Origin of the sequence: Adhaeribacter arboris (genome assembly GCF_003023845.1) — a bacterium.
GTDB lineage: Bacteria > Bacteroidota > Bacteroidia > Cytophagales > Hymenobacteraceae > Adhaeribacter > Adhaeribacter arboris.
Genome location: NZ_PYFT01000001.1, coordinates 5,794,926 through 5,817,469 on the forward strand (window position 1 = coordinate 5,794,926; position 22,544 = coordinate 5,817,469).

At 43.0% G+C, this 22,544-nt stretch carries 10 protein-coding genes; 7 read left to right on the forward strand and 3 right to left on the reverse strand.

The window, feature by feature from the left end:
• Positions 1 to 79: 79 nt before the first annotated feature.
• Positions 80 to 1,951 carry an ABC transporter ATP-binding protein gene (locus tag AHMF7605_RS23555; protein WP_106932432.1) on the reverse strand — a complete coding sequence of 624 codons (1,872 nt, stop codon included), beginning with the start codon at positions 1,949 to 1,951 and terminating at the stop codon, positions 80 to 82.
• A gap of 421 nt (positions 1,952 to 2,372) precedes the next feature.
• On the opposite strand from AHMF7605_RS23555, the gene AHMF7605_RS23560 reads away from it, so the two are divergent.
• The 4 genes from AHMF7605_RS23560 to AHMF7605_RS23575 all read left to right on the forward strand — a co-directional run bounded on the left by AHMF7605_RS23560 (position 2,373) and on the right by AHMF7605_RS23575 (position 8,917).
• Positions 2,373 to 2,945 carry a TetR/AcrR family transcriptional regulator gene (locus AHMF7605_RS23560; protein ID WP_106932433.1) on the forward strand — a complete coding sequence of 191 codons (573 nt, stop codon included), beginning with the start codon at positions 2,373 to 2,375 and terminating at the stop codon, positions 2,943 to 2,945.
• Positions 2,946 to 3,038: 93 nt separating this feature from the next.
• The gene (locus AHMF7605_RS23565) at positions 3,039 to 4,385 is read left to right on the forward strand and encodes a TolC family protein (protein WP_106932434.1); all 1,347 of its coding nucleotides are present in this window, start codon (positions 3,039 to 3,041) and stop codon (positions 4,383 to 4,385) included.
• Between the two features lie 28 nt (positions 4,386 to 4,413).
• A complete protein-coding gene (locus tag AHMF7605_RS23570; RefSeq protein WP_106932435.1) occupies positions 4,414 to 5,553 on the forward strand; it encodes an efflux RND transporter periplasmic adaptor subunit in 1,140 nt (379 codons plus the stop codon).
• A 184-nt stretch (positions 5,554 to 5,737) separates the two neighbouring features.
• Positions 5,738 to 8,917 (forward strand): efflux RND transporter permease subunit, encoded by a 3,180-nt coding sequence (locus tag AHMF7605_RS23575; RefSeq protein ID WP_106932436.1) that lies wholly within the window; start codon positions 5,738 to 5,740, stop codon positions 8,915 to 8,917.
• Positions 8,918 to 9,110: 193 nt separating this feature from the next.
• Here the strand turns inward: AHMF7605_RS23575 and AHMF7605_RS23580 are convergent, their stop codons facing one another.
• On the reverse strand, positions 9,111 to 9,350 hold the full coding sequence (locus AHMF7605_RS23580) for a hypothetical protein (protein WP_106932437.1): 240 nt from the start codon (positions 9,348 to 9,350) through the stop codon (positions 9,111 to 9,113).
• 383 nt (positions 9,351 to 9,733) lie between these two features.
• On the opposite strand from AHMF7605_RS23580, the gene AHMF7605_RS23585 reads away from it, so the two are divergent.
• Positions 9,734 to 10,144 carry a hypothetical protein gene (locus AHMF7605_RS23585; protein WP_106932438.1) on the forward strand — a complete coding sequence of 137 codons (411 nt, stop codon included), beginning with the start codon at positions 9,734 to 9,736 and terminating at the stop codon, positions 10,142 to 10,144.
• 673 nt (positions 10,145 to 10,817) lie between these two features.
• Here the strand turns inward: AHMF7605_RS23585 and AHMF7605_RS29935 are convergent.
• Positions 10,818 to 10,985, reverse strand: a complete 168-nt coding sequence (locus AHMF7605_RS29935) for a hypothetical protein (protein ID WP_158267602.1) — start codon at positions 10,983 to 10,985, stop codon at positions 10,818 to 10,820.
• Between the two features lie 806 nt (positions 10,986 to 11,791).
• Between AHMF7605_RS29935 and AHMF7605_RS23590 the strand changes: the two genes are divergently transcribed.
• Both AHMF7605_RS23590 and AHMF7605_RS23595 read left to right on the forward strand, forming a co-directional pair.
• On the forward strand, positions 11,792 to 21,442 hold the full coding sequence (locus tag AHMF7605_RS23590) for a malectin domain-containing carbohydrate-binding protein (protein WP_106932439.1): 9,651 nt from the start codon (positions 11,792 to 11,794) through the stop codon (positions 21,440 to 21,442).
• A gap of 542 nt (positions 21,443 to 21,984) precedes the next feature.
• Positions 21,985 to 22,353, forward strand: coding sequence for a hypothetical protein (locus AHMF7605_RS23595; RefSeq protein ID WP_106932440.1), 369 nt, complete (start codon positions 21,985 to 21,987; stop codon positions 22,351 to 22,353).
• Positions 22,354 to 22,544 lie beyond the last annotated feature (191 nt).

The following is a 22,544-nucleotide window of genomic DNA, read 5'->3' on the forward strand; positions in this document are numbered from 1 at the left end:
CAAAGCTTGCAACTTGTAACCTGTAACTTCTAATCTGTAACTTCTAATCTGTAACTTCTAATCTGTAACTTACAACTACTTACTGGTATCCTTTGGCTTGGAGCCGGAACAATTCGGCATAACGGCCATCTTTTGCCAGTAATTCAATGTGAGAGCCAATTTCCAGAAGTTGTCCGTTTTCAATAACTAAAATGCGATCGGCCATGCGTACCGTAGAGAATCGGTGGGAAATAAGCACGGCAGTTTTACCATGCGTTAATTCGGCAAAACGCTGAAATACTTCGTGTTCGGCACGGGCATCCAAGGCGGCGGTTGGTTCGTCCAGAATAAGTAGTTGGGCATTGCGCATGTAAGCCCGGCCCAGTGCCATCTTCTGCCATTCACCACCCGATAATTCTACTCCTTTGGCAAAGCGACGACCAATCATCTGGTCGTAACCCCCGGGTAATTTCTGAATAACCGAATCGGCCAGGCTTTGAGCTGCCGATGTTTGAATACGAGAAAGATTTTCTTTTTCCTCAATCCGACCTACGGCAATATTGTTTGAAGCGGTCATTTGAAACCGGACAAAATCTTGAAATATCACCCCAATTTCTTTGCGTAAATCTTCCGGATTATATTCGCGTAAATCGTAACCGTCAAGTAAAATGCGACCTTCGCTGGGGTCATAGAGGCGAGCCAGTAATTTAACCAGGGTAGTTTTACCGGCCCCGTTTTCCCCCACCAGAGCCAGTTTTTCGCCGGCCGCGAGAGTAAAGTTCAAATGCCGGATGGCCCATTTATCCGGTGAGTTAGCGTATTTAAAGCCGACATTATCAAAGGTAAACCCGTGCCGGATAGGTTGGGGAAAAGGCCGGGATTGTGGGTTCGTTTTAATGTGTGGCGTTAATTGGAAGAAATCGAAAAAATCCTGAAGATACAAAGCTCCTTCGGCAATGCTGGAAAACCGGTTTAAAATACCTTCCAGCAGACCCCGTAACCGCGCAAACGAACCGGATAAAAAAGTTAGCTGCCCAATACTAATCTGGCCATTGATGGTTTGGTAAATAATATACAAGTAAGCACCGTAATAGCCAATACTACCCAGAGCAGCAAAAACACTGCCCCAGGCGGCTCTTCTTAAAGCTAGTTTTTTATTGTCGTTATAGAATTTATCAGAAAGTTCTTGAAACCGGTTAATGAGAAAATCGGCTAGCCCGAAAATTTTAATTTCTTTGGCCGTTTCGTCGCTGGCTCCGGTTAAACGCAGGTAATCAAGTTCGCGGCGTTCGGGTGTCCAGCTGTGCACGAGTGAATAGCTTCGTTCGTTAAAATGCGATTCTCCTAGAAACGCTGGAATTACGGCCACTAGCAACAGTAAAATTAACCACGGATTAAAAGCAATTAAGCCAACGGCCAGAAATCCCATGGTTATAATATCTTGCATCTGCCCCAAAACCTGCGACATTAAAATGGTCCGGCTCAAAGTCTGACGTCGGGCGCGTTCCAGTTTATCGTAAAACACCGAATCTTCAAACTGTGCCATGTCTAAGGTGGCAGCGTGTTTCATTAGTTCTACGGAGCTTTTATTGGCAAATAAATCTCCCAGCAAACTGTCGAGTAAAGCGGTGCCCCGGTTTAGAATATCCGAAAAAATAGCCAGGCCAAATTCCAGTGCTACCAGCGAGAGGAGGTAGGAAGTGTTTACATCATCCGGAGACTGGGTAATCCGGATTACTTCGTCGATAATGAGCTTGGCAATGTATAAAGTCGCTAGCGGAATAGCCGAACGAATAAGCCGTAAAAAAATGTTGCCCGCTGCCAGAGCAGCATTGGTTTGCCAGATCAGTTTTAAAAAAGCCGGTATATTTTTCAGCGCATTTACCCGCTCTTTTAAGCTTAAAGGCGATTTATCCGCAGATTTAGCACTGGTTAAACGAGTAAAATTTTTTATTCTGGACCAGAAAGACATGTAAAATGGAAAAGTGGTGTATTAATTATACGGAATAAGATTTCATTATTTAAAATAGAAACGTAACAAAATACTCGTGCAGAGAGAATAACACAATTATTAAAAAAGAATATCCCTGCTATTAGATTAAAAAAACAGCCGTTTGCTACTCATTTTAGAATTAAGAGTACTACAACTATTTATTGTATTAACTCAGCACCTTAATAAGGTTAAACTAAGTAGAAGCTTATTTGTTTAAGAAGAACACCTCTCAACTGCTTGTCGTTTGCTAGTAAAATTTATTTATTGTTGAAAGTTTATCAAGGATTTATTAATTCTAATAAAAATTAATAAAAATAATTAGGTAAAAGTTAAAACTCCTGTTAGTTTTGCGCCCTCCCGAATGAACGTTCGTTCGGTTGAAGAAATGAGAAGATAGCAGGTGGAACAAATTACCGATAAAAAGAAAATAATCTTCGCCACCACTTTGGCGCTTGTCCGGGAAAATGGGTTTCATGGTACTACCATGAGCATGCTCATTAAAAACTCGGGAGTAGCAGCCGGTACTATTTACCATTATTTTGATTCGAAAGATACTCTTATAATGGACCTGCATGCTTATATCCGGGAAATAATGGCTAATGCCATTTTGGAGGGCGACGATGAGAATAAAAATTTTAAAGATCGGTTTAGCGCTTTCTGGACCCACCAATGGGAGTTTTATACCCAACATCCGGACGCTTTATACTTTATTGAGCAGTTTGTGAATTCGCCTTACATCCATCGGTGCCCCCAAAATGGTAATGATCGCTGCCAGAATATTATCACCCAATTTGTAAAAACGGGAATTGATACCGGAATTTTGAAACCAATGAATTATAAACTTATGGGTACTATGGTGCACAGCAGTGTCATTACGGCCGCCAAGGTAAAGCTGAATAACCGGCTCCCTTTAAGCGACGAAGAATTGAAACAGGTAGTAGATATGGTTTGGGATGGAATTGTAAAGGATTAAAATTTAACTAATACCTATTGCTTGTAAAGCAATGCAGGGTAAAAAAGTAGTAAAAAGTATGATTAAAGATTACTTAAATCGGCAAAAAGCTTTATGAAAAAAATAAAATGGTGGGCATGCCGGGTGGCATTGGGATGCTTGTTCGCTCCTTTAAACTTATTAGCGCAGGTAAACACCCCAAACACAGCTAATGGACTTACCCTGGAGCAATGCATCGAATTAGCGCTTAAAAATCAGCCGGCAGTACAGCAGGCGCTCATTGATGAAGAAATAGGCGAGCGGGAGATTAACATTGGTTTGGCGGGTTGGATGCCCCAGTTAAATGCGCAGTATAATTTTCAGCATTACTTAAAAATGCCGGTTACCTTCTTCCCGAATGATGCCGGGGTACCTACTCCGCGCACGATTGGGGTAGCGAATACCTCTACGCTGCAGTTACAAGCTAACCAAACTTTATACAGCAACGACGTATTGCTGGCATCGCGGGCAGCCCGGTTTATTCGGTTACAAGACGATCAAAATACGCAGAACGTAAAAATAAGCACGGTAGTAAATGTAAGTAAGGCTTTTTACGATATTCTGCTTACCCAGGAGCAGCTACGTATTCTGGCCGAAGCTATAGTGAGACAAGAAAAGCAACAAAAAGATGCTCTGGCACAATATGAAAACGGCATCGTAGATAAAACCGACTATCAGCGGGCAACTATTTCGCTGCGGAATACCCTTAGCGACCGGAAAAGAACTCAAGAGTCCATTAAATCCAAAACTGCTTTCCTGAAAGAGTTATTGGGTTATCAGCCCGAAACTGGTTTGCAATTAGCTTTTGAGCGTAATAAGATGGAACAAAATATTCTGGCAGATACCACCGAAGCGCTAAATTTTGCTAACCGGGTAGAATTTCAGCAACTGCAAACGCAAAAACAACTGCAAAATTTGAATGTTACCTACTACCGATGGGGCTTTTTACCAACTGTTTCCGCTTTTTTAAACTACAATATTGTTAATCAGAACAATGAATTCTCGGAAGTATTTAAACAGACTTTTCCTAATTCATTAGTTGGGTTAAGTGTGGGCTTACCTATTTTCCAAGGTACCCGTCGTATTCAAAACTTACGCCGGGCTCAATTGCAAAATCAGCGGTTAGAGGTAGGAATAGCGAATACCAAAAATATAATTAATACCGAATACCAAGAGGCTCTGGCCAATTATAAAAGTGATCTGAATGAGTATAATACTACCAAAAGTAACGTGGCAGTAGCCGAAGATGTATACCGTATTATTAAACTACAGTACGACGAAGGTATTAAAACCTACCTGGAAGTAATTACCGCCGAAACTGATTTACGTACTACCCAGCTGAATTACTTCAATTCGCTTTATCGGTTGCTCGCCAGTAAATTAGACTTACAGCGTGCTCAGGGAACAATTAATGTAAACTAATTCTCAAGTAAACATTCTGAAACTTATCATGAATAGCAATTTATTTTCTTTGGCAACTGGCATTATGTTTACGGTTGGGCTGGCGGCTTGCAACAAATCTCAAAATGCGGGTCAACCTAATCCCCTGAACGCCCCAGTGCCGGTTAATGCTTATACCGTAGCGCAGGAAAAGGTAGTAGGTACCGATACCTACCCCGGAACCGTAGTAGCTTTAAACGAAGTAGAGCTTCGCCCGCAAGTAGCCGGTTATATTACAAACATGTATGTGCAAGACGGACAAATGGTAACGAAAGGCCAGAAACTGTACGAAATTGACCGCACCCAGTACCAGGCTACTTATAACCAAGCGCAGGCAAATTTACGGAGTGCTCAGGCTAACCTGGAAAGAGCCCGGCAAGATGCAGAACGCTACGAGAATTTAGCGAAGCAAGATGCGGTAGCCCGGCAACGGGTAGATTACGCGCGTGCTGAATTAGGTACGGCCGAGGCGCAAGTAGCGGCGGCTCAGGCGGGTGTTTCCGGAGCGTCAACTAATTTACGGTATTCTATTATTACCGCTCCTATGAGTGGCCGGATTGGCATTGCCCAAGTTAAAGTAGGTTCGCAGGTTTCGCCAGGAACCACGCTTATTAATACTATTTCGGCGGATAATCCTATTGCCGTGGATATTGTAATTAATGAAAGTGAGGTGCCGCGTTTTATCCGGTTACGAAATAAATCCGCTGCTGATTCTACTTTTACCATTCAATTTACAGATGGCAGCGTTTATCCGTATCCGGGTAAAATCCAGGCGATTGACCGTGCTATCAACCCACAGACGGGTACCATAACCGTGCGGGTAGGCTTTCCCAATAAGGAGCGCCAGTTAATTCCCGGCATGATTGCCGTTTTACGAGTACGAAACGCCGATATTGGAGAACAGTTGGTTATTCCAAACAAGGCAATTACAGAGCAGATGGGTGAGTTTTATGCCTATGTTATCCAGGGAGATTCGGTTATTCAGAACAAAGTGGCTTTGGGTAGTAGAGTGGCCGATAAGGTAGTAATCCGCGAAGGTTTAAAAGCCGGCGACAAAGTAGTGGTAGAAGGAACGCAAAAACTGCGGCCCGGCGCTAAAATTACGTTAGGTGCCCCAACCGCTGCCGCCGGTCCAGCTACTGGTAGGTAGAATTTTGAATGAGTGGATGAGTGAATACTAACAACTTGATAAGGAATATGAAGTCTTGTACATTTTTAATCCTTAGTTTACTATTTTAAGTTATTCATCCGGTTATTCCTGCATTCAAAATCCACTTATCCACTCATTCAACATTCGCTTATTCCAACATTCACTCATTATATTTATTTAGAAAATGATTTCAGAAGTATTTATAAGAAGACCCGTTACGGCTATTGTTATATCCCTTGTAATTTTACTGGTGGGTACTCTGGCTATATTAAACCTGCCCATCAGCCAATACCCTAATATTTCGCCGCCGGTAGTTTCTATCCAAGGCAACTATACGGGGGCCGATGCGCAAACGGTAGAACAAACCGTTACTACTCCCGTGGAAACCCAAGTAAATGGTACCCCTGGCATGACTTACTTGTCATCCAACAGTACCAGCACCGGGCAAATGTCCATGGATGTAAACTTTGAAGTAGGTACCGATGTAGACATTGCTACCCTGGATGTGCAGAACCGGGCTAGTATTGCTGAACCCCGGTTACCCGAAGAAGTGCGCCGCTTAGGCTTAACCGTCCGGAAGCGGAATCCTACTATCATGATGGTAGTAACTTTTTACTCACCCAATGGTACGCACGATATTAAATTCCTGGATAACTACACTAACATTTACATCCGCGATGCTATTTTGCGGGTAAAAGGGGTAGGTGATATAAACACTGTAGGCGAAGAGTTTAGTATGCGGGTTTGGTTGCAACCAGATAAACTTTCGCAATTAGGAATAGCTCCTACCGAGGTAGCTGCTGCTTTACGGGAACAAAACGTACAGGTAGCTGCCGGTTCGGTGGGCGGAGCGCCGCAATTTTCAACTCAAGCTTTCGAATACCCCTTAACGGTAAACGGGCGCTTAACCGGCCAGGAACAATTCGAAAATATCGTGGTGCGTACCCGTCCCGAAGATGGCTCCGTTGTTTACCTGCGGGATGTGGCCCGTTTAGAATTAGGTAGTTTTGGATATACGCGGCAAGCCTTTATCAACGGCAAACCGGCTACCTTTTTACTCATCTATCAATCACCGGGTAGCAATGCCTTGGATACCGCCGAAGGTGTTTATGCCGCTCTGGCCAACCTGAAGAAAACCTTTCCGGCCGATATGGATTATAAAGTTTCGTTTGAGACGGTTTCGGTGGTGGAGGTTTCCATTGAAGAAGTAATCCATACCTTGGTAGAAGCTTTGGTGCTGGTAATTTTAGTGGTATTTATTTTCCTGCAAAACTGGCGGGCAACCCTGGTACCTATTCTGGCTATTCCGGTTTCTATTATTGGTACCTTTATTTTCTTTATTCCGCTTGGGTTTACTATTAATACGCTTACCTTATTTGGTTTCGTGTTAGCTATTGGTATTGTGGTGGACGACGCTATTGTGGTGGTAGAGGCCGTACAACATTACATTGACCACGAGCGGCTTTCGGCGAAGGAAGCTACCCGCAAAGCCATGAAAGATATCACGGCACCGGTAATTGCTATTGCCTTAGTTTTGGCGGCGGTATTTATTCCGGTAGGGTTTATTCCGGGTATTGTGGGCCGTTTGTACCAGCAATTTGCGATTACTATTGCTATTTCGGTGCTTATTTCGGCTTTTGTGGCGCTTACTTTAACTCCCGCATTGTGCTCTTTAATGTTAAAGCCTATGAATTTGAATAGAAATTCACGCGGTATAAATAAGCTCTTTTATAAATTTAACCGTTGGTTTGCCCGGGTTACGCATGGTTATTCTAATGGTGTTCGGAAGAGCATAAAGGCAGCTCCTTTGGTGTTGATTTTGCTGGTATGTATTTATGTCGGCACTTTTGCCTTATTCCGCACCAAACCCACCGGCTTTATTCCAACCGAAGACGAAGGCCGTTTATTTGTAACTTTTGAATTGCCTCAGGCGGCATCCAGTACTCGTACCATTGCCGTTTTAAAAGAAATATCCGAACATTTAAGAACTACACCGGGGGTTAACAATTACTCGGCCATTGCCGGATTAAACGTTTTAAACTTCTCCATTAAATCGAACAGCGGTACTATTTTCGTGCAATTAAAACCGTGGGCCGAACGGAAGAATGCTGAACAGCAGCTTTTTGCGATTATTGGCACCTTGCAGCAGAAATTTGCTACCGTTAAGGATGCGAACATTGTAGTAGTGCCCCCGCCGGCAGTTCCGGGCTTAGGTCGTACGGGTGGTTTTAGTTTTATTTTGCAGCAGCGCGAAAGTACCGATGATATCAAAGCGTTTGAAGGCGTAGTAAATAACTTTTTGGCGGAAGTCCGGAAACGTCCCGAAATAACCGGGGCCTTTTCCTTCTTTACCGCCCGGGCGCCGGGCTATCAACTCCAGGTAGACCGCGAGAAAGTAAAGAAAATGGGTGTTTCCCTTTCAGACGTTTTTTCAACCATGTCAACGTACATGGGCAGCCAGTACGTCAACGATTTTACCATGTACGGTCGTAACTTCCGGGTAGTAGCTCAAGCCGATACTGCCTTCCGCGACGATATTAAAGATTTAAGTCAATATTACGTATTAAACCGCCAAGGAGTATCGGTGCCACTAAGTGCGCTGGTATCGCACCAGGTAACGGAAAGCGCGCCGGTAGTAACGCATTTTAATTTGTTCCGGTCCACCGAAATAAATGGTAACCCGGCTCCGGGCTATAGTAGTGGTCAGGCCATTCAGGCTCTGGAAGAAGTAGCCGCTAAAGTGCTCCCGGCCGGTTATGGCTACGAATTCTCCGGGTTAAGCCGCGAGGAATTATCGTCGGGCAATACCACAATTTACATTTTCGCTTTATCTATTACCTTAGTATTCCTGTTAATGGCGGCCCTTTACGAAAGCTGGTCGGTGCCGTTTTCGGTTTTGTTGGCCGTGCCGTTAGGGGCTTTCGGGGCAATTTTGGCTTTAACTTTTCTGCCGAAGTTATCCAATAATATTTACGCGCAGATTGGTTTAATTACTTTGATTGGATTGGCGGCGAAGAACGCTATTCTGATTGTGGAGTTTGCCAAAGAACGGGTGGACCATGGTATGGAAATATTAGCGGCTACGATAGATGCCGTTAAATTACGTCTTCGTCCTATTATCATGACTTCATTGGCTTTTATTCTGGGAGTACTGCCTTTGGCCTTTTCATCGGGAGCAGGAGCGGTAGCCCGGCAAACCATTGGCTGGACGGTAGTAGGGGGTATGCTTTCGGCTACTTTCTTAGCGCTTTTTGCGGTTCCAGTGCTGTTTATTGTCATTACTAAATTTGCCTACGGTAAAAAGCAATTAGAAGAATTACAAAAATCCCATCCAAAGGTAAATTACGATCACGCGGGAGCTTAAAGCTTTACCCTTTACTAAGATTTTAGAATAAAACAAAACCCTGAACACTGTTTAAGCTGCGTTCGGGGTTTTACTATTTTGGACTGTTACTTTCTTATTTCTACTGCAATAATTTTCTACTGCAACAATTATTTTAAGGTGCTAACGTAAGAGATTACCAATACCCAATTACCTTTAACTTATTTTCTACGAATTAGAGAGTAGTAGATTTTGGTCCAGGTAAAATTTTAATTGATTCTGGCAATTCTTTATCTAATTGTACTAATCGATTCTCTAAGCTTATTTTGTAAAAATAATATTTCACTATTCTATCCAAAGAAGTTTCCTGCTCCGTTATTTCTTTTAAGTATATCAAATGATTTAAAATTTCGTTTCTATCTAAGCTTTTAGGATCTAAATTTTGATAAATCCAATCTGTTAATCCAGCGGACATGCTACATTTTAATTAAAATATTTGTAAACTACTATGAACAAGTAACATGCCCGCCGGAATAGATAAATGCGGAATTAGTTTGTATGAATACGGAAACAAAATAATAATTAAAGCAACTAACTTTAGTAAAGAAGAGCAGTTTTTAAAATGGATAAATTTTGCTCCTTAAGATCTATAGTAGGCAAATGGTTTTACTTAAAAATCTGGTCGGTTTATTTTATGGCTTATTCTTATGCTGCCCAGCTTATGTTGCCAGATATTTCGTGTAACAACATTCTTTATCTTAAGTAAACCCATTTGAAACTTAAAGGCAGGTTCACTAAAATAGCTGGTACCTTAACCTAGTCGAAAATGAAACATAATTACTTTACTGGGCTGGATTTGTGGGAAAGATTGAATTAAAAAAAGAAAACGGCGACGTGTTCTTAATTGCCGAACGAATGCCGGATAATTCGTATGTTCTGGCGCAATGGATTGGCATACAAACTTTAGATACCGTAAGGCAAGGGGGCAATCATTATATAAAAATGTTGCAGAACCAGCCTTGCGCTAAACTATTAAACAGCCACGCCGAATTAATTGGTCCCTGGACGGTTGCCAACGACTGGATTGTACAGGTTTGGACCCCTAAAGTACAAGCCTTAGGACTACGTTACATGGCCCAGGTACTAGCCCCCGGGGTTTATGGGCAAATGTCGTTTCACCAACTGCACCAGCGCCTTAGTAATACCTGGGAAATTAAAATGTTTGATGATGAGCCTTCTGCCCGGGATTGGCTGCTTTCTTTACCATAGAAAATTTTCTGGTATTAATATGAATTCCGCTACGAACCAATTTTATAAAAAAGGAAAACCTAACTTTTATTACTGCTCTTTTAACACCTGTTTTCATGGAGCAGGTGTATTTTAATTTTCTGGGAGTTACGCAAAGTGATGAATGAATGCACGCTGTACGGTGAGGAAAAGCGTTCGTGGCAGCGCATACACATTCCAATTGAGCCTCTGAAAAGCAGGTAACACCCAGAAGAGATGGTTCTGGACAGCTTAGGTGCGGCGGATAAAGAAATGCTGAGCATGACGTTCTTGTTTAACAGTACGGAAACATTTCTCTATGTTCCAGCGCCGGGCTTTTACTTGCTCCAACTGCTGGCGACTGACTGATCAGCATTGCTCATCATGGTGGAGTAAATACAGGGCATAGTGTCTCACGTAGTCTTCTTAAGTCCACCGTCCGAAACACTTTCCCGAAATCAAAACCCTTTAAGTGAGTAAACAATCTCTCTTCTGACAAGAGTTCTATTTGGCCCACCTGCCCATAACGACCGGGTATGGTGGAGGCGAGGCAATTAGTCTCCAGCCTTATTAGAAAACCCACCTCCTGGTTTCTCAGGAACTTTAAGTTCTCTAGTCAGGCATACCAACTATTCGCCGTTACCCAGTTCGGACGCAGCCCCCACTGCCAACACTCCTAGACTATTTCCTGAAAATAGGCGTGTTTACTTTTTCTCTCCTGAAGGTGGTATATCCGGAAGTTAACCGGCAAACCCAAACCCCTCGCATCGGTGTAAAACAAAGTAATCAAGTTGATGCCTTTCACGGTTCGATGATGCCGGCCCGACCAGAAATAATTCACCATGAGAGTTAACCAGCACTTCACGAGCCTTCATCCAACTTAGCTTGCGGAGCTCACTTACAAATAAGCAATACTTGGGCAGTTCCCATCTTTTTGTCTAAGTACCTTCTTTTTGTTTTGGGCCTAACTCCTATTATTATCCAAATATTTAAGCAGGCTCAAGAGAAGCTATTATTGTTTAAACGTAGTAATGGATAATCTTATTAAATAATTATGCGGATAGCTGAACTTAATCAAGGACTTACTAATTACCAAAAGGTGAGGTGTAAAGCTGCAAATTCTACCTGAATAATATCGGGGAGGGTATTTTAATTAGTTCATTCGTAAATAAGAAATTTATTCTCAGCATCTGCAAATTTAAAAACTTTTCCTTCTTTTATATAATTGGTTTAATAAAATATTTATTTATCTTAATTTTAATATATTTATTTTCAGTATCTTAGCATTTATATATTAAAATAAATAAAAAAATTATATGAGAACTGCAACTTGCGCATCATTCTTGTTAAAGGGTATAAAATTATTTTGATTTTATATTATAAAACTAATTAACGCATACTGCCAACAATTACCTTGAAAACTACAATCATTAGAAATTATCATATTAAATCCATGAAAAACTTCTACTAACCAATCTAATTAACAAGCAAACCAATTGAGTATTTTCTCGCCATATTCAAGAAAATCGACCTAATCTATCTTACTACCTTAATCAACCAATACCATTATATTATTGATAACTTTTTAGTTAACAATAAATTAGAAAAGAAACTTACAAAACAATTACTTAACCAGATTTAAAAATCAGTATGAAAAAGGGATACTCCTTTATTCAAAATCCGAATCGATATCTCTCTCGATTTTGGTTAGCAGTTATAGTAACCGGATTGCTCATTAGTTTGCAATCTAATGCCTTCCACCTCGCCAAAAAATATACGGCAGGGTTGGCAACTAGTATTTTAAGCGAAATAAATGTAATCGCTGCCAATGCCGCTCCCATTATTGTGTCTTCCCCGGAGGCTCAAACCTTGAGCGGAGGCCAAGCCTTTTCCTTCAAAACCGGTACTTTCTCCGACCCAGATGTGGGGGATGTGCTGACTTATTCGGCTACTATGTCGGATGGAAAAGCATTACCCAACTGGCTTAAGTTTGATGCCGCTACTCAAACTTTCAGTGGAACAGCTCCTGCTACCGCGAGCATGTCCTTGGTTCGGGTTACGGCTACCGATAACTCCCAAGCATCAATTAGTGCATCTTTTTCCGTAAATGTAGAACCAACTGCTCCCGTGGTAGCTTGTTCGCCGGTAAGTACTTTGCCGTGTGCAGAAATTGGTGTTTCCTTGCCGTACATGTTAATTTTTGACAGCAGTGAAGGAGGTTTAGCCGATAAAAACGGTGCTAAAATTGGTTTTACAATGGTAGATGCCCCATCTGCCCGATTAACCAGCGATGGTACTGCTGCTTATTCTTCGGTTCCGGGTTATGAGCCTGGAAAGTTAACCCTTGATCCTTCCGGTACTGGAAAACTCACTATTACTACCACCCCGGGGATAGCTTACTTGCGTAACGGCAGTACTTCAACCACTACTACAGCCACCAACTCGCAATTAAATGCTTTAGGAGTAGGTGTAGAAACCAGTAATCAGGATGTGGTAATTGAAACTACCCTTTTACAACCGAATGCAGGTACGAACAAGTCGGAACAAGCTGGTTTGTGGTTTGGCCTGGACGAAGATAATTTTGTGAAAATAGATGTGGTTTCAGCCGCTAACTTAAGAAGCAATATTGAATTTCGTCGGGAAGTGAATGGCCTATCGGGAACTACCGATCAGGCAACTACTGCTTCTACCTTAGCCTTAAGTAAAAGTGTAGTAAAATTAAAACTTATTGTTAAACGCGGCACTACTGCCGAAGCCGATGGCATTGTAGAAGGGATTTATTCTATTAACGGAGGAGCTGAGGTTTCTTTAGGTACTTTGCCGTTACCGGCAAAATTTGTAAACGGGAAACAAATCGGCGAAAAAAATCTTTCTTATGCCGGTATCTTTGCTACTCACCGCCGAGCTACTACAGCTGTTGATTATTCTTTCGACGATTTTAGTGTAAAACCATTAGAAGTTAAATCAGATAAAACTTTAGCGTTCTTACCAAGCGCCCTTGATTTTTACGCTGTACAAGGCGGAACGGTGGCCACTAAGTCAACTGTGCTTTCGGCCAGTAAAGACCAGCCGGTAGTAACATTTAGCCAGACCTCTGCTAGTTGGTTAACTTTACCTAACGCTAAATTAGGTACTATCTCTTTTGGACCAAGCAACTTCAGTTCAACCATGGCTCCTGGTATTTACGAAGCCATTGTTACTGCTACTGCCGAAGGTTATGAACCCGCTACTCTCCGTATTAATTTAACTGTATCCGTACCTGCTATTGCTCAAGAAGTAAAAGTAAACTTCCAGGATCCGGCCACGGTACCACCAACCGGTTGGGTAAGAGATTACGGTCAGGCGTTTGGTTTAAGAACCGGCCAATATCAGGGTGAAAATTTGGAATATGGTTGGAGAAAACGCAGCGATGGTTCGAATCTGGATTTATCGGTGGGTGGTTCTACCCCTGGTAACGGCCGGAACCGGAATTCTACGCTTAACCCGGATATTGATGTGCTGCAAGCTACTTTCATGCACATGCAAGCCAATCAAATTACTGGTTCTGCCTTTTCCGGTACTACCGTTGAAGGTTATTGGGAGTTAAAAGTAGCCAATGGCCAGTACGATGTAACCGTGAGTGTCGGGGATGCCGTTTCAAGCTCTACTCCGGAGAGTCATAGCCTTAATGTAGAAGGAGTAAGTGCCATCAGCGGGTTTGTGCCTAGCGGAGCATCAGGAAGTGCTACCCGGTTTAAATCGAATAAAGTGCGGGTAACTGTAACCGATGGCTATCTCACCATTAACGCCGATGGCGGTACCAATACTAAAATTAACTCGGCTCTTATTACCCCGGTAGATACAAAACCATATCTTTTGTGGTCGGCAAGTTCGCATAGCCTGGTAATTGAAAAAGGAACTACCAGCACCAATAAAACTTTCTCCTTAGATTTAAATAATTCTGGTACCGACGAAAACTTAGCCGTTGCTTTAAACGCTACTTACAGCGATGAAGCTACTGATTGGTTAAGCTTTGACGCTACTCATATTAACAGCGAACCAAACGTAATTTTTGACTATACCGCGGCGAAGAACCTGCCGGAAGGTACCTATACGGCTACCGTAATTGCTTCGGCAACGGGTTACAGCAGTGCCAGTACTTTGGTGCAAGTTACGGTAGTAGCACCGGGGAGTAATCAACCTTACGTTATATCATCTACCCCGGCTAATGGCGCTACTAATGTTAGCGTAAATACCGCCAGCATTGCCGCGAACAATTTGTACGTACCCGAAGTATCTGGCTTTAAAGGGGGAGTAGATAATGCTACTTTAAATGCTTCTACCGTAAAATTATTAAAAATAACGGGTGGTTCTTCCTCCGAACTCCAAGGTGTTATTCAGGGAACCGGTGGTGGCGATGCCATCAGCTTCTCTCCCTCTTATGCCTTAGAACCAAATACAACCTACAAATTTGTTATTACTAGTGGAGTAAAATCATATAGTGGTGCGGCTTTCTTGCCCTATCAAGCTACCTTTACTACTGGTAGTGTTTCTGCTCCTAACAACACAGCCGCCATTGAGTTTGCCAAACAAACTATTCCGGGTACTACCGGTAAAAAATACACGAGTTTAACTTTTGGTCCGGATGGCAAATTTTACGCTTTGCGTTTAGATGGGGTAATTGAGCGTTTTGATGTTAACCGGGAGACCGGTATGCTATCGAATGCTTTTGAAATAAACTCCTTAGTAGTGAAACGGGGAGCCCGTTCGGCAGTTGGATTAGTCTTTGATCCTGCTTCTACGGCTTCAAATTTAATTGCCTGGGTATCGCATTGCAGCGCTGGTTTAACCAATGCTCCCGAGTTTGATGGCAATATCTCTAAACTTTCCGGTCCTGAATTGGGCAGCGAAGAGTTAGTAGTTACTAAACTGCCACGTTCCCAGAAAGACCACTTAGTAAATAATATTGTATTCGGTCCGGATGGCGCTTTGTATTTCTGTCAAGGTAGTAACAGCTCCATGGGTAACTACGATGGAACCTGGCAGCGGGACGAGAGCTTATTAGCCGGAGCGGTTTTACGTCTGGATATGGAAAAGCTAGCGGGTGTAACTTTACCATTAGATGTTAGAACTACGGCTAACCAAAGTGTTATAAATGCGGCTCCAGCGAATAACATACGTATGTCGGATGGAACATACAATCCTTATGCGACCAACTCGCCTTTGACTATTTACGCTTCTGGTGTTCGTAATGCCTACGACTTAGTATGGCATTCTAACGGCCAGTTGTATGTGCCAACCAATGGCTCGGCTGCGGGCGGCAACTCGCCGGCTTCGGTAAAAGGTACCCGCCGACCAAACGGCACCTTTTACGATGGTCCGACTATTCCGGCTACCAACGGAGTGCAAGTACAACCTGACTGGCTGTTCCGGGTTAATCCATTAAAACCAGTAGGCTTTTACGGTCATCCAAACCCATTAAGAGGAGAATATGCTGCTCACCGTGGTTATGTGGATAATCCAAAATATCCTTCTACCGTGGTACCGGATGTAAACTACCGGGGAGCCGCTTTTAATTTTGAGTTGAACAAATCGCCTAATGGTGTAATTGAGTACAAGAGCAATGCGTTTAATGGAGCTTTAAAAGGTAGAATATTAGTGTGCCGTTTTAGTGGTGGCAGCGATATTATCGTGCTGGAGCCAGGTACTTTGGTGAAAGATCCGTCTGTTAACTCAGCTACTGCCGATGATAAAATTTATGATATCGTAAATGCCCGGACGGGCTCTGGAACCAACGGGATTACCGGTCTGGGTGGATTTGTGAACCCACTGGATTTAACCGAAGACGTACAAACCGGTAATTTATACGTAATTGAGTATAACTGGAATAACTCTACTGGTAAAACCTCTCAGATAACTTTACTGAAAGCTACTGCTCCATCGGCATTAGCCGGTATAACTACCGTTAGCCCGAGTGAAGTAGTGGATAACGATGTAATAGGTGGCGCCGCTGGTAAAAACCATACCATTACCGTGGCTAATACCGGTAACAGCAGTTTGCAGGTAACCGGCATTGCCCTCGACGGTTTAAATAAAACTGAGTTTCAATTAGTGGGTGCTCCTTCACCAACGGCGGCAGCTCCCGTTGTAATTGCCCCTAATAGTGCCATGACTTTTACTCTGGTGTTTAATCCAGCTACGGTTGGGGTTAAAACGGCTAAAATCGTGGTAACTAGTGCCAACAATCCAGTAAAAGAAATAGCCTTAAGTGGTTTAGGTACAAGCGGTTTATCTGGTACTAACGAACCATCTTTACAAGCAGTACTGGATGTACACGGAGTTAAAGTGAACGTAGGGGACGATAATAAGTCAACTAACATCATTCACAGCACTAATTTTAAAGCGGCATTATTAGGTGAAGAAATTGCTGCTCAAAAATTTATTCGGGCAGAAGACGGACCAGTAACCATACAGCCACTGTCGGTATTTGGACCACAGCATAGTGCTGGTATTGTTACCGCTTTTGGCTGGTATACTTCCGGCGATGCTACGGCTAAAAACGAACTATTCACGGTAGATAATACTAATTACCAAACAGTAGATGTACAAACTAACGGTAGCCTATCGTTCGACCCAGGTGCCCTTAATTTTGGGTTCTACTCGCGCTGGCCATACTTCGAAAACCGTCATTTATACAGCGAAGATGCTTTAAATAATTTTTCGGGCGCTGTTCCGCATCACGTACGGGTATACCCACTTAAAAACGCGGATGGTACTTTGGTGCAAAACGCTTACATTATTGCCACCGAAGAACATATTTCCGGCTTCGATTACCAAGATATTGTGGTAGCAGTGTATAACATTAAGCCTGCAAATTCTATCGTAGTAAAAGAACTTAAATTCTCCGGCGAATCCCTGGCCTTTAGTTATACTCCTGGTACAGCTACAGCGGCTAAAACGGTAGTATTATCAGCTACCACGGGTACTCCGGCCGTTACGCTTACTCAATCAGAAGGCAGCAGCCAGTGGTTAAAAATTCCGCAATCAGCATTGGGAGCTTTACCGTTCAACATTCAGGATGCGGGCTTAGCCGCTGGTACGTATACCGCAACTATTACTGCTTCTGCTGAGGGTTATACGCCGGCCACGCTTAAGATTAACTTAGAAGTAGTACAAGTAGGTAACCCCGTGCCAAGCAATGCCAATTTGGTAGTGGAGAACCTGAACAAGTTCCCGGCAAATGACCGTCTTACCTTCTCTTTGGTGCAAGCACCTTGGGCTCGTAAGAATGATGATGGTACGTACACTCCTTTTAATCAAAATCACGATAGCGTAACGGTTAAAATCAGCAACCGTGGCTACGGAGTTTTGACTATCAAAGATTTAAAGTTATCGAATGCTACCTCTTGGAAGATTACCGATATTGATAGTGTAACTTACAATGCCGCTACCAGTCTGCCTATTACTATTAATCCGGGCGGCTCGATAAATGCTACTATTCAATTCATTGCCCGTAATCAGTCTACCCGGGTGAAAGTACTGAATGATACGCTCCAGATTGTTTCTAATGATGATGTAGCACCTAAAAAGAATATTGTGCTGCACGGTTTGTGGCAGATTAAAGGAGAAGGCGTGAACGAACCTTATTTACAAGAAATCATCGACGCTTTCGGCTTCAAAACCAAAGTAGGTTTCACGCACATTGATGGGAATAAGGGTACCAAAGTTATTGCAAATTCCGACGAAATATTCTCTGAGTTCTTTGTTCGGGCCGATGCTTCTAAACCGGCTTATGCTACTCAGATGGCCGCGTATCACGGTTGCTGCGCGTCTAAAGAATCCTTCCAGTGGTTCCTGCAAGGCGCTACTACCAATACCAACATATTTACCCATCGTGCTCTCGACGGACAATCCTTACTGCCTTTGAAGAACTTAACTAAAATTCTTGCAGAAGGAAACTTCTCTCCAACTGGTGCTTTTGGTTTTAGATCAAGTGCACAGTATACCGAACTTGCCCGTAATTCAGAAGGTAGAATTGGTTTCCGGGTATATAAAGCCGTTGATAACAATGGTAATGTTATTCCGAATGCCTACATCATCGGACACGATTATATCGGAAATCCAGGAGTAACAAATTACGATTACCAGGACAATGTTTATTACGTAACGAATATAAGACCTCTAAATGGTCCGGCGAATTACTCGGAGTTAGCTGCCGCACCATCGGCCCAGGACTTTGGCTCTGGCCAGGTGGGTACTACCACTACCCGGACGATTACATTAAACAACCTGGGTCAAATTTACTCCGCTGGCAGCGATCCCGCAGTTGTAATTAAAAATGTAACCATTGTGGGTGATAACCGCTCCGAATTTAGCGTAGCAACCCCAACTGCAACTACTATAGCAGCGCAGGGAACGGCTACGGTGAATGTAACCTTCCAACCTAGCAGCCAAGGTATTAAAAATGCCGCTTTGCTCGTGTACTACAACAATGCTCTTTCCCCACTACGGATACCACTTTACGGAATCGGCGATAATAACTGTGCAGCTATTACCTTAGTAAAAAGGATTAAGAGTGCGGCTGATGCTAGTGTTACCATTAATGGCAAGGTTTGGGAAGCAGATAAAGCTTTCCGGCAAGGATCCATCAAATTAGATAAACCAGCGGTTACGCCAATAGCTGGCACCGAAGATGATGCCGTATATCAAACGTATTTATCCTCTGCTGCTGATTTAGCGGAAACTCGTTATCAGATTCCATTAGCAAATGGGAATTATATGGTCCGGATGCACTTTGTAGAGAACTTCTTCAACGTAGCAGGTGGCCGGGTATTCAGTGTAGGTATCGAAGGCGAAACTCGTTTGTCTAACCTGGATATTTACCGGGAAGTAGGTTATAAAGCAGCCATGGTGAAAGACTTTGCGGTAAGTTTAACCGATGGTAAACTGGACTTGAAATTTAATCCTACGGCTAACCGCCTGGCAATTGCCGGTCTGGAAATATTCTCGGTTTCTGGTGGTCAAAGTACCTTAGTATTGAATCAGCAAGCAGTTACCGGGGCTCAGTGTAACTTAGCCAATGGCTCTATTACCTTAAGCGTATCTAATACTACGGCTACTGCCTTCCAGTATAAATTAGGCGCGAATGGTACGTACCAGTCTTCACCGGTATTCGAGAACCTGGCCGCTGGTGTATATACCTTCTTTGTAAAAGAAAATTCTACGGGAGCCTGCGAGACGTCTAAAACCTTAACTATTCCGGTTCGGGAGAATAACATGGCCTTTACTGTAACGGCTCCATTGGTTAGTTGCGATGCTTCAACAGGTTCTGCTACCGTAAGCAATATCACGGGTGGAACAGGTAACTACACTATTTCCTGGAGTACAGCTCCGGTACAAACCGGAGAAACGGCTACTGGTTTAGCTCCTGGAGTTTATACAGTAACGGTACAGGATGCAGCTGGTTGCAGCAAATCGCAGCAAGTTACCGTAAACCGTGACCAAAACTGCGCGGTGTCAGCTATTCGAATAAATGCTGGCGGACCAGTCTTTAATGCTACTAATAACCGGACCTTTATTGCCGATGCTTATTACGGCGGAGTAGATCGGGTAGGTGCTCCTATAACAGCTGCTATTGCTAACACTACCGATGATGCTTTATATCAGACCTATCGTTCGTCTACGGCGTTTAACTACAGCATTCCGGTACAAAACGGAACCTTCAATGTGGTGCTACACTTCGCCGAAGTTTACTTCAGCGCCGCTGGTAAGCGGCAGTTTAACGTAGACATCGAAGGACTCCGTAAATTAACCAACTACGATATTTTTGCGAAAGCCGGCGGATTACGGATTGCTATACAGGAAACCTTCCAGGTAACCGTAACGGATGGAGTATTGAATATTGACTTTACCAGCGGTGCCGTGAACTTGCCAGCTTTAGCAGCTATTGAAGTGGTAGCTACCACCACCAGCACGAACCAGGCACCGGTATTAACTGCCATTGGTAATAAATCGGTAATCACAGGCCAGGAGCTTACTTTTACCGCTAGCGCCACGGATGCGGATGCCAACCAGACGAAAGCTTATTCCTTAGTAGATGCCCCAAGTGGAGCCGTTATCAATGCTTCCACCGGTGTGTTCAACTGGACGGCAGTTACCGCAGGTACGTACACCTTTACCGTAAAAGTAACGGATAACGGCTCCCCAGCATTATCGGATGACGAACAGATTACCGTAACGGTAAATGATAACGTAGAGGTAAACCAAGCTCCGGTATTAGCAGAAATTGGTAACAAAACAACTAATGTAAACCAAACTCTTACCTTTACCGCTAATGCCACCGATGCAGATGTAAATCAAGTAAAAGCATACTCTTTAGTAGATGCCCCAACGGATGCCGTTATCAATGCTTCAACGGGTGTCTTTACTTGGACTCCTACAACAGCCGGAACGTTTACCTTTACGGTAAGAGTAACGGATAATGGCTCACCAGCATTATCTGATGAGAAACCAGTTACTGTAACAGTAAACACTATTTCTGCTGAAGCTATCCGAATAAATGCCGGCGGTCCTGCCTTCAACGCTACCAATAACCGGACATTTATGGCGGATGCGTACTACGGAGGGGTGGATAGAGTAGGAGCTCCGGTTACAGTGGCTATCGCCAACACTACCGATGATGCCTTGTATCAGACCTACCGTTCATCTACGGCATTTAACTACAGCATCCCGGTACAAAACGGTACCCTGAATGTAGTACTGCACTTTGCCGAAGTGTACTTCGGGGCAGCGGGTAAGCGGCAATTCAACGTCGACATGGAGGGAAGCCGCAAACTGACTAACTACGATATCTACGCCAAAGCAGGCGGTATCCGGAAAGCCATCCAAGAAACTTTCCAGGTAACGGTTACCGATGGCGTGTTGAACATTGACTTTATCAGTGGTGCCGTGAACTTACCAGCTTTATCTGCCATTGAAGTACTGCCAGCGGGAACCACAAATGCACCCGCAGCGCCTCTCTCTTCGCCGCAAGTAACTACTAGCGTGAACAGCACTCCATTGGCTTCCGTTAACTTGTATCCGAATCCAAGTACCGGTGAGAGCATAGGAGTGGACTTAAGCAACTTTGAAGCAGAAGAGCAAGTAACTTTAACCCTGCGCGATTTACAAGGTCAAATAATCCAAACGCAAAACGTAGTAACGGATCAAAACGGAATTATATCTACCCGTTTAGCATTTGCTAATCCGTTACCGCAAGGACAATATATCCTGGTAGCAGTTTCTCAAACGAAACAAGTAAGCACCAAGCTGATTGTGCAATAATTTAAGCGGACAAAAGGAATTTGCTCCTTAGCAAATTCCAGATAGTTCAATCAAAGAAAAAGCATCCGGTAGTTTAATCTGCCGGATGCTTTTTCTTTTTTAGAATTTTGGGGTAGATAACGTATAGTTTATTCTAGATTGAAATATAAAAGCTGCATAAACTGTTTTTTACTTGGAGCCTTTTCCCATCTCCCGGCTTCGGTGCTATCTTGTTTGAACCGTCCGAGAGAGCCAAACGAGGCCGGCCAGGAGGCATACAATGCCTGATGAAGCGCATCAGAACTGTTCATTGGAGACTGGCACAGGCTCCAAGTAAAAACTAATTTTTGGTTAACCTACTTGTTAACTAATACCCTTTGATACAAGTAGAATTTCAAGTAAATAGAATCGGTTTTAACCAGTGAAAAGAGAAAATTTACAATGTCGGATTATACCAGATATAATTGGGTATACTAAATAGTTGAGGTGTTATACTAAAATAAGTAGTAAATATATAACCTTTGAAGTAACTTTTCGTAAAATTTTAGTAAAAATAATTAGCTATGAAAGTAAAACTAAATGAAAAACCTTTTTTACCGGATGGCCGCCATGTGGTAACTATCACCGAAGTGGAAGAGGGTACCAGCGAAAATAAGAATGTTCCTTTTATAAATTGCCGCTTAGAAAACGAAGAAGGTTTTGTAAACCAACGTTTTTACTTAAGTGAACCTGGCCAGCCTATTTTAGCCGGTTTCCTGAAAGCAGCCGGTATTGAAAAAGAAGAAGTAGATACCAAGGAGTTAAAAGGAAAAACTCTTTCCGTAGAAGTAGAAGAACGCAGCTACCAGGATGCGGAAGGTAAAGAAAAAACAATTAAACAAGCCACTAATTTTCAAGTTGCCGGTAAAGCAACTACCTCCAACAAATTTTAAAGTACCAATCAAAAAAAGGAGCACCAACGCTCCTTTTTTATTTATTTTTCGCTGAACAAATAGCCACTTCATTACCAATATACCTGCCAGTAAAAGCACCGGTAACTTCTGCTTTTCGCCGGCAGCTTCCGAAAATTTGCCGAAAATACTTTTTATTTCCTGGGGCAAGCATCTATTTTAGATTTTTAAAG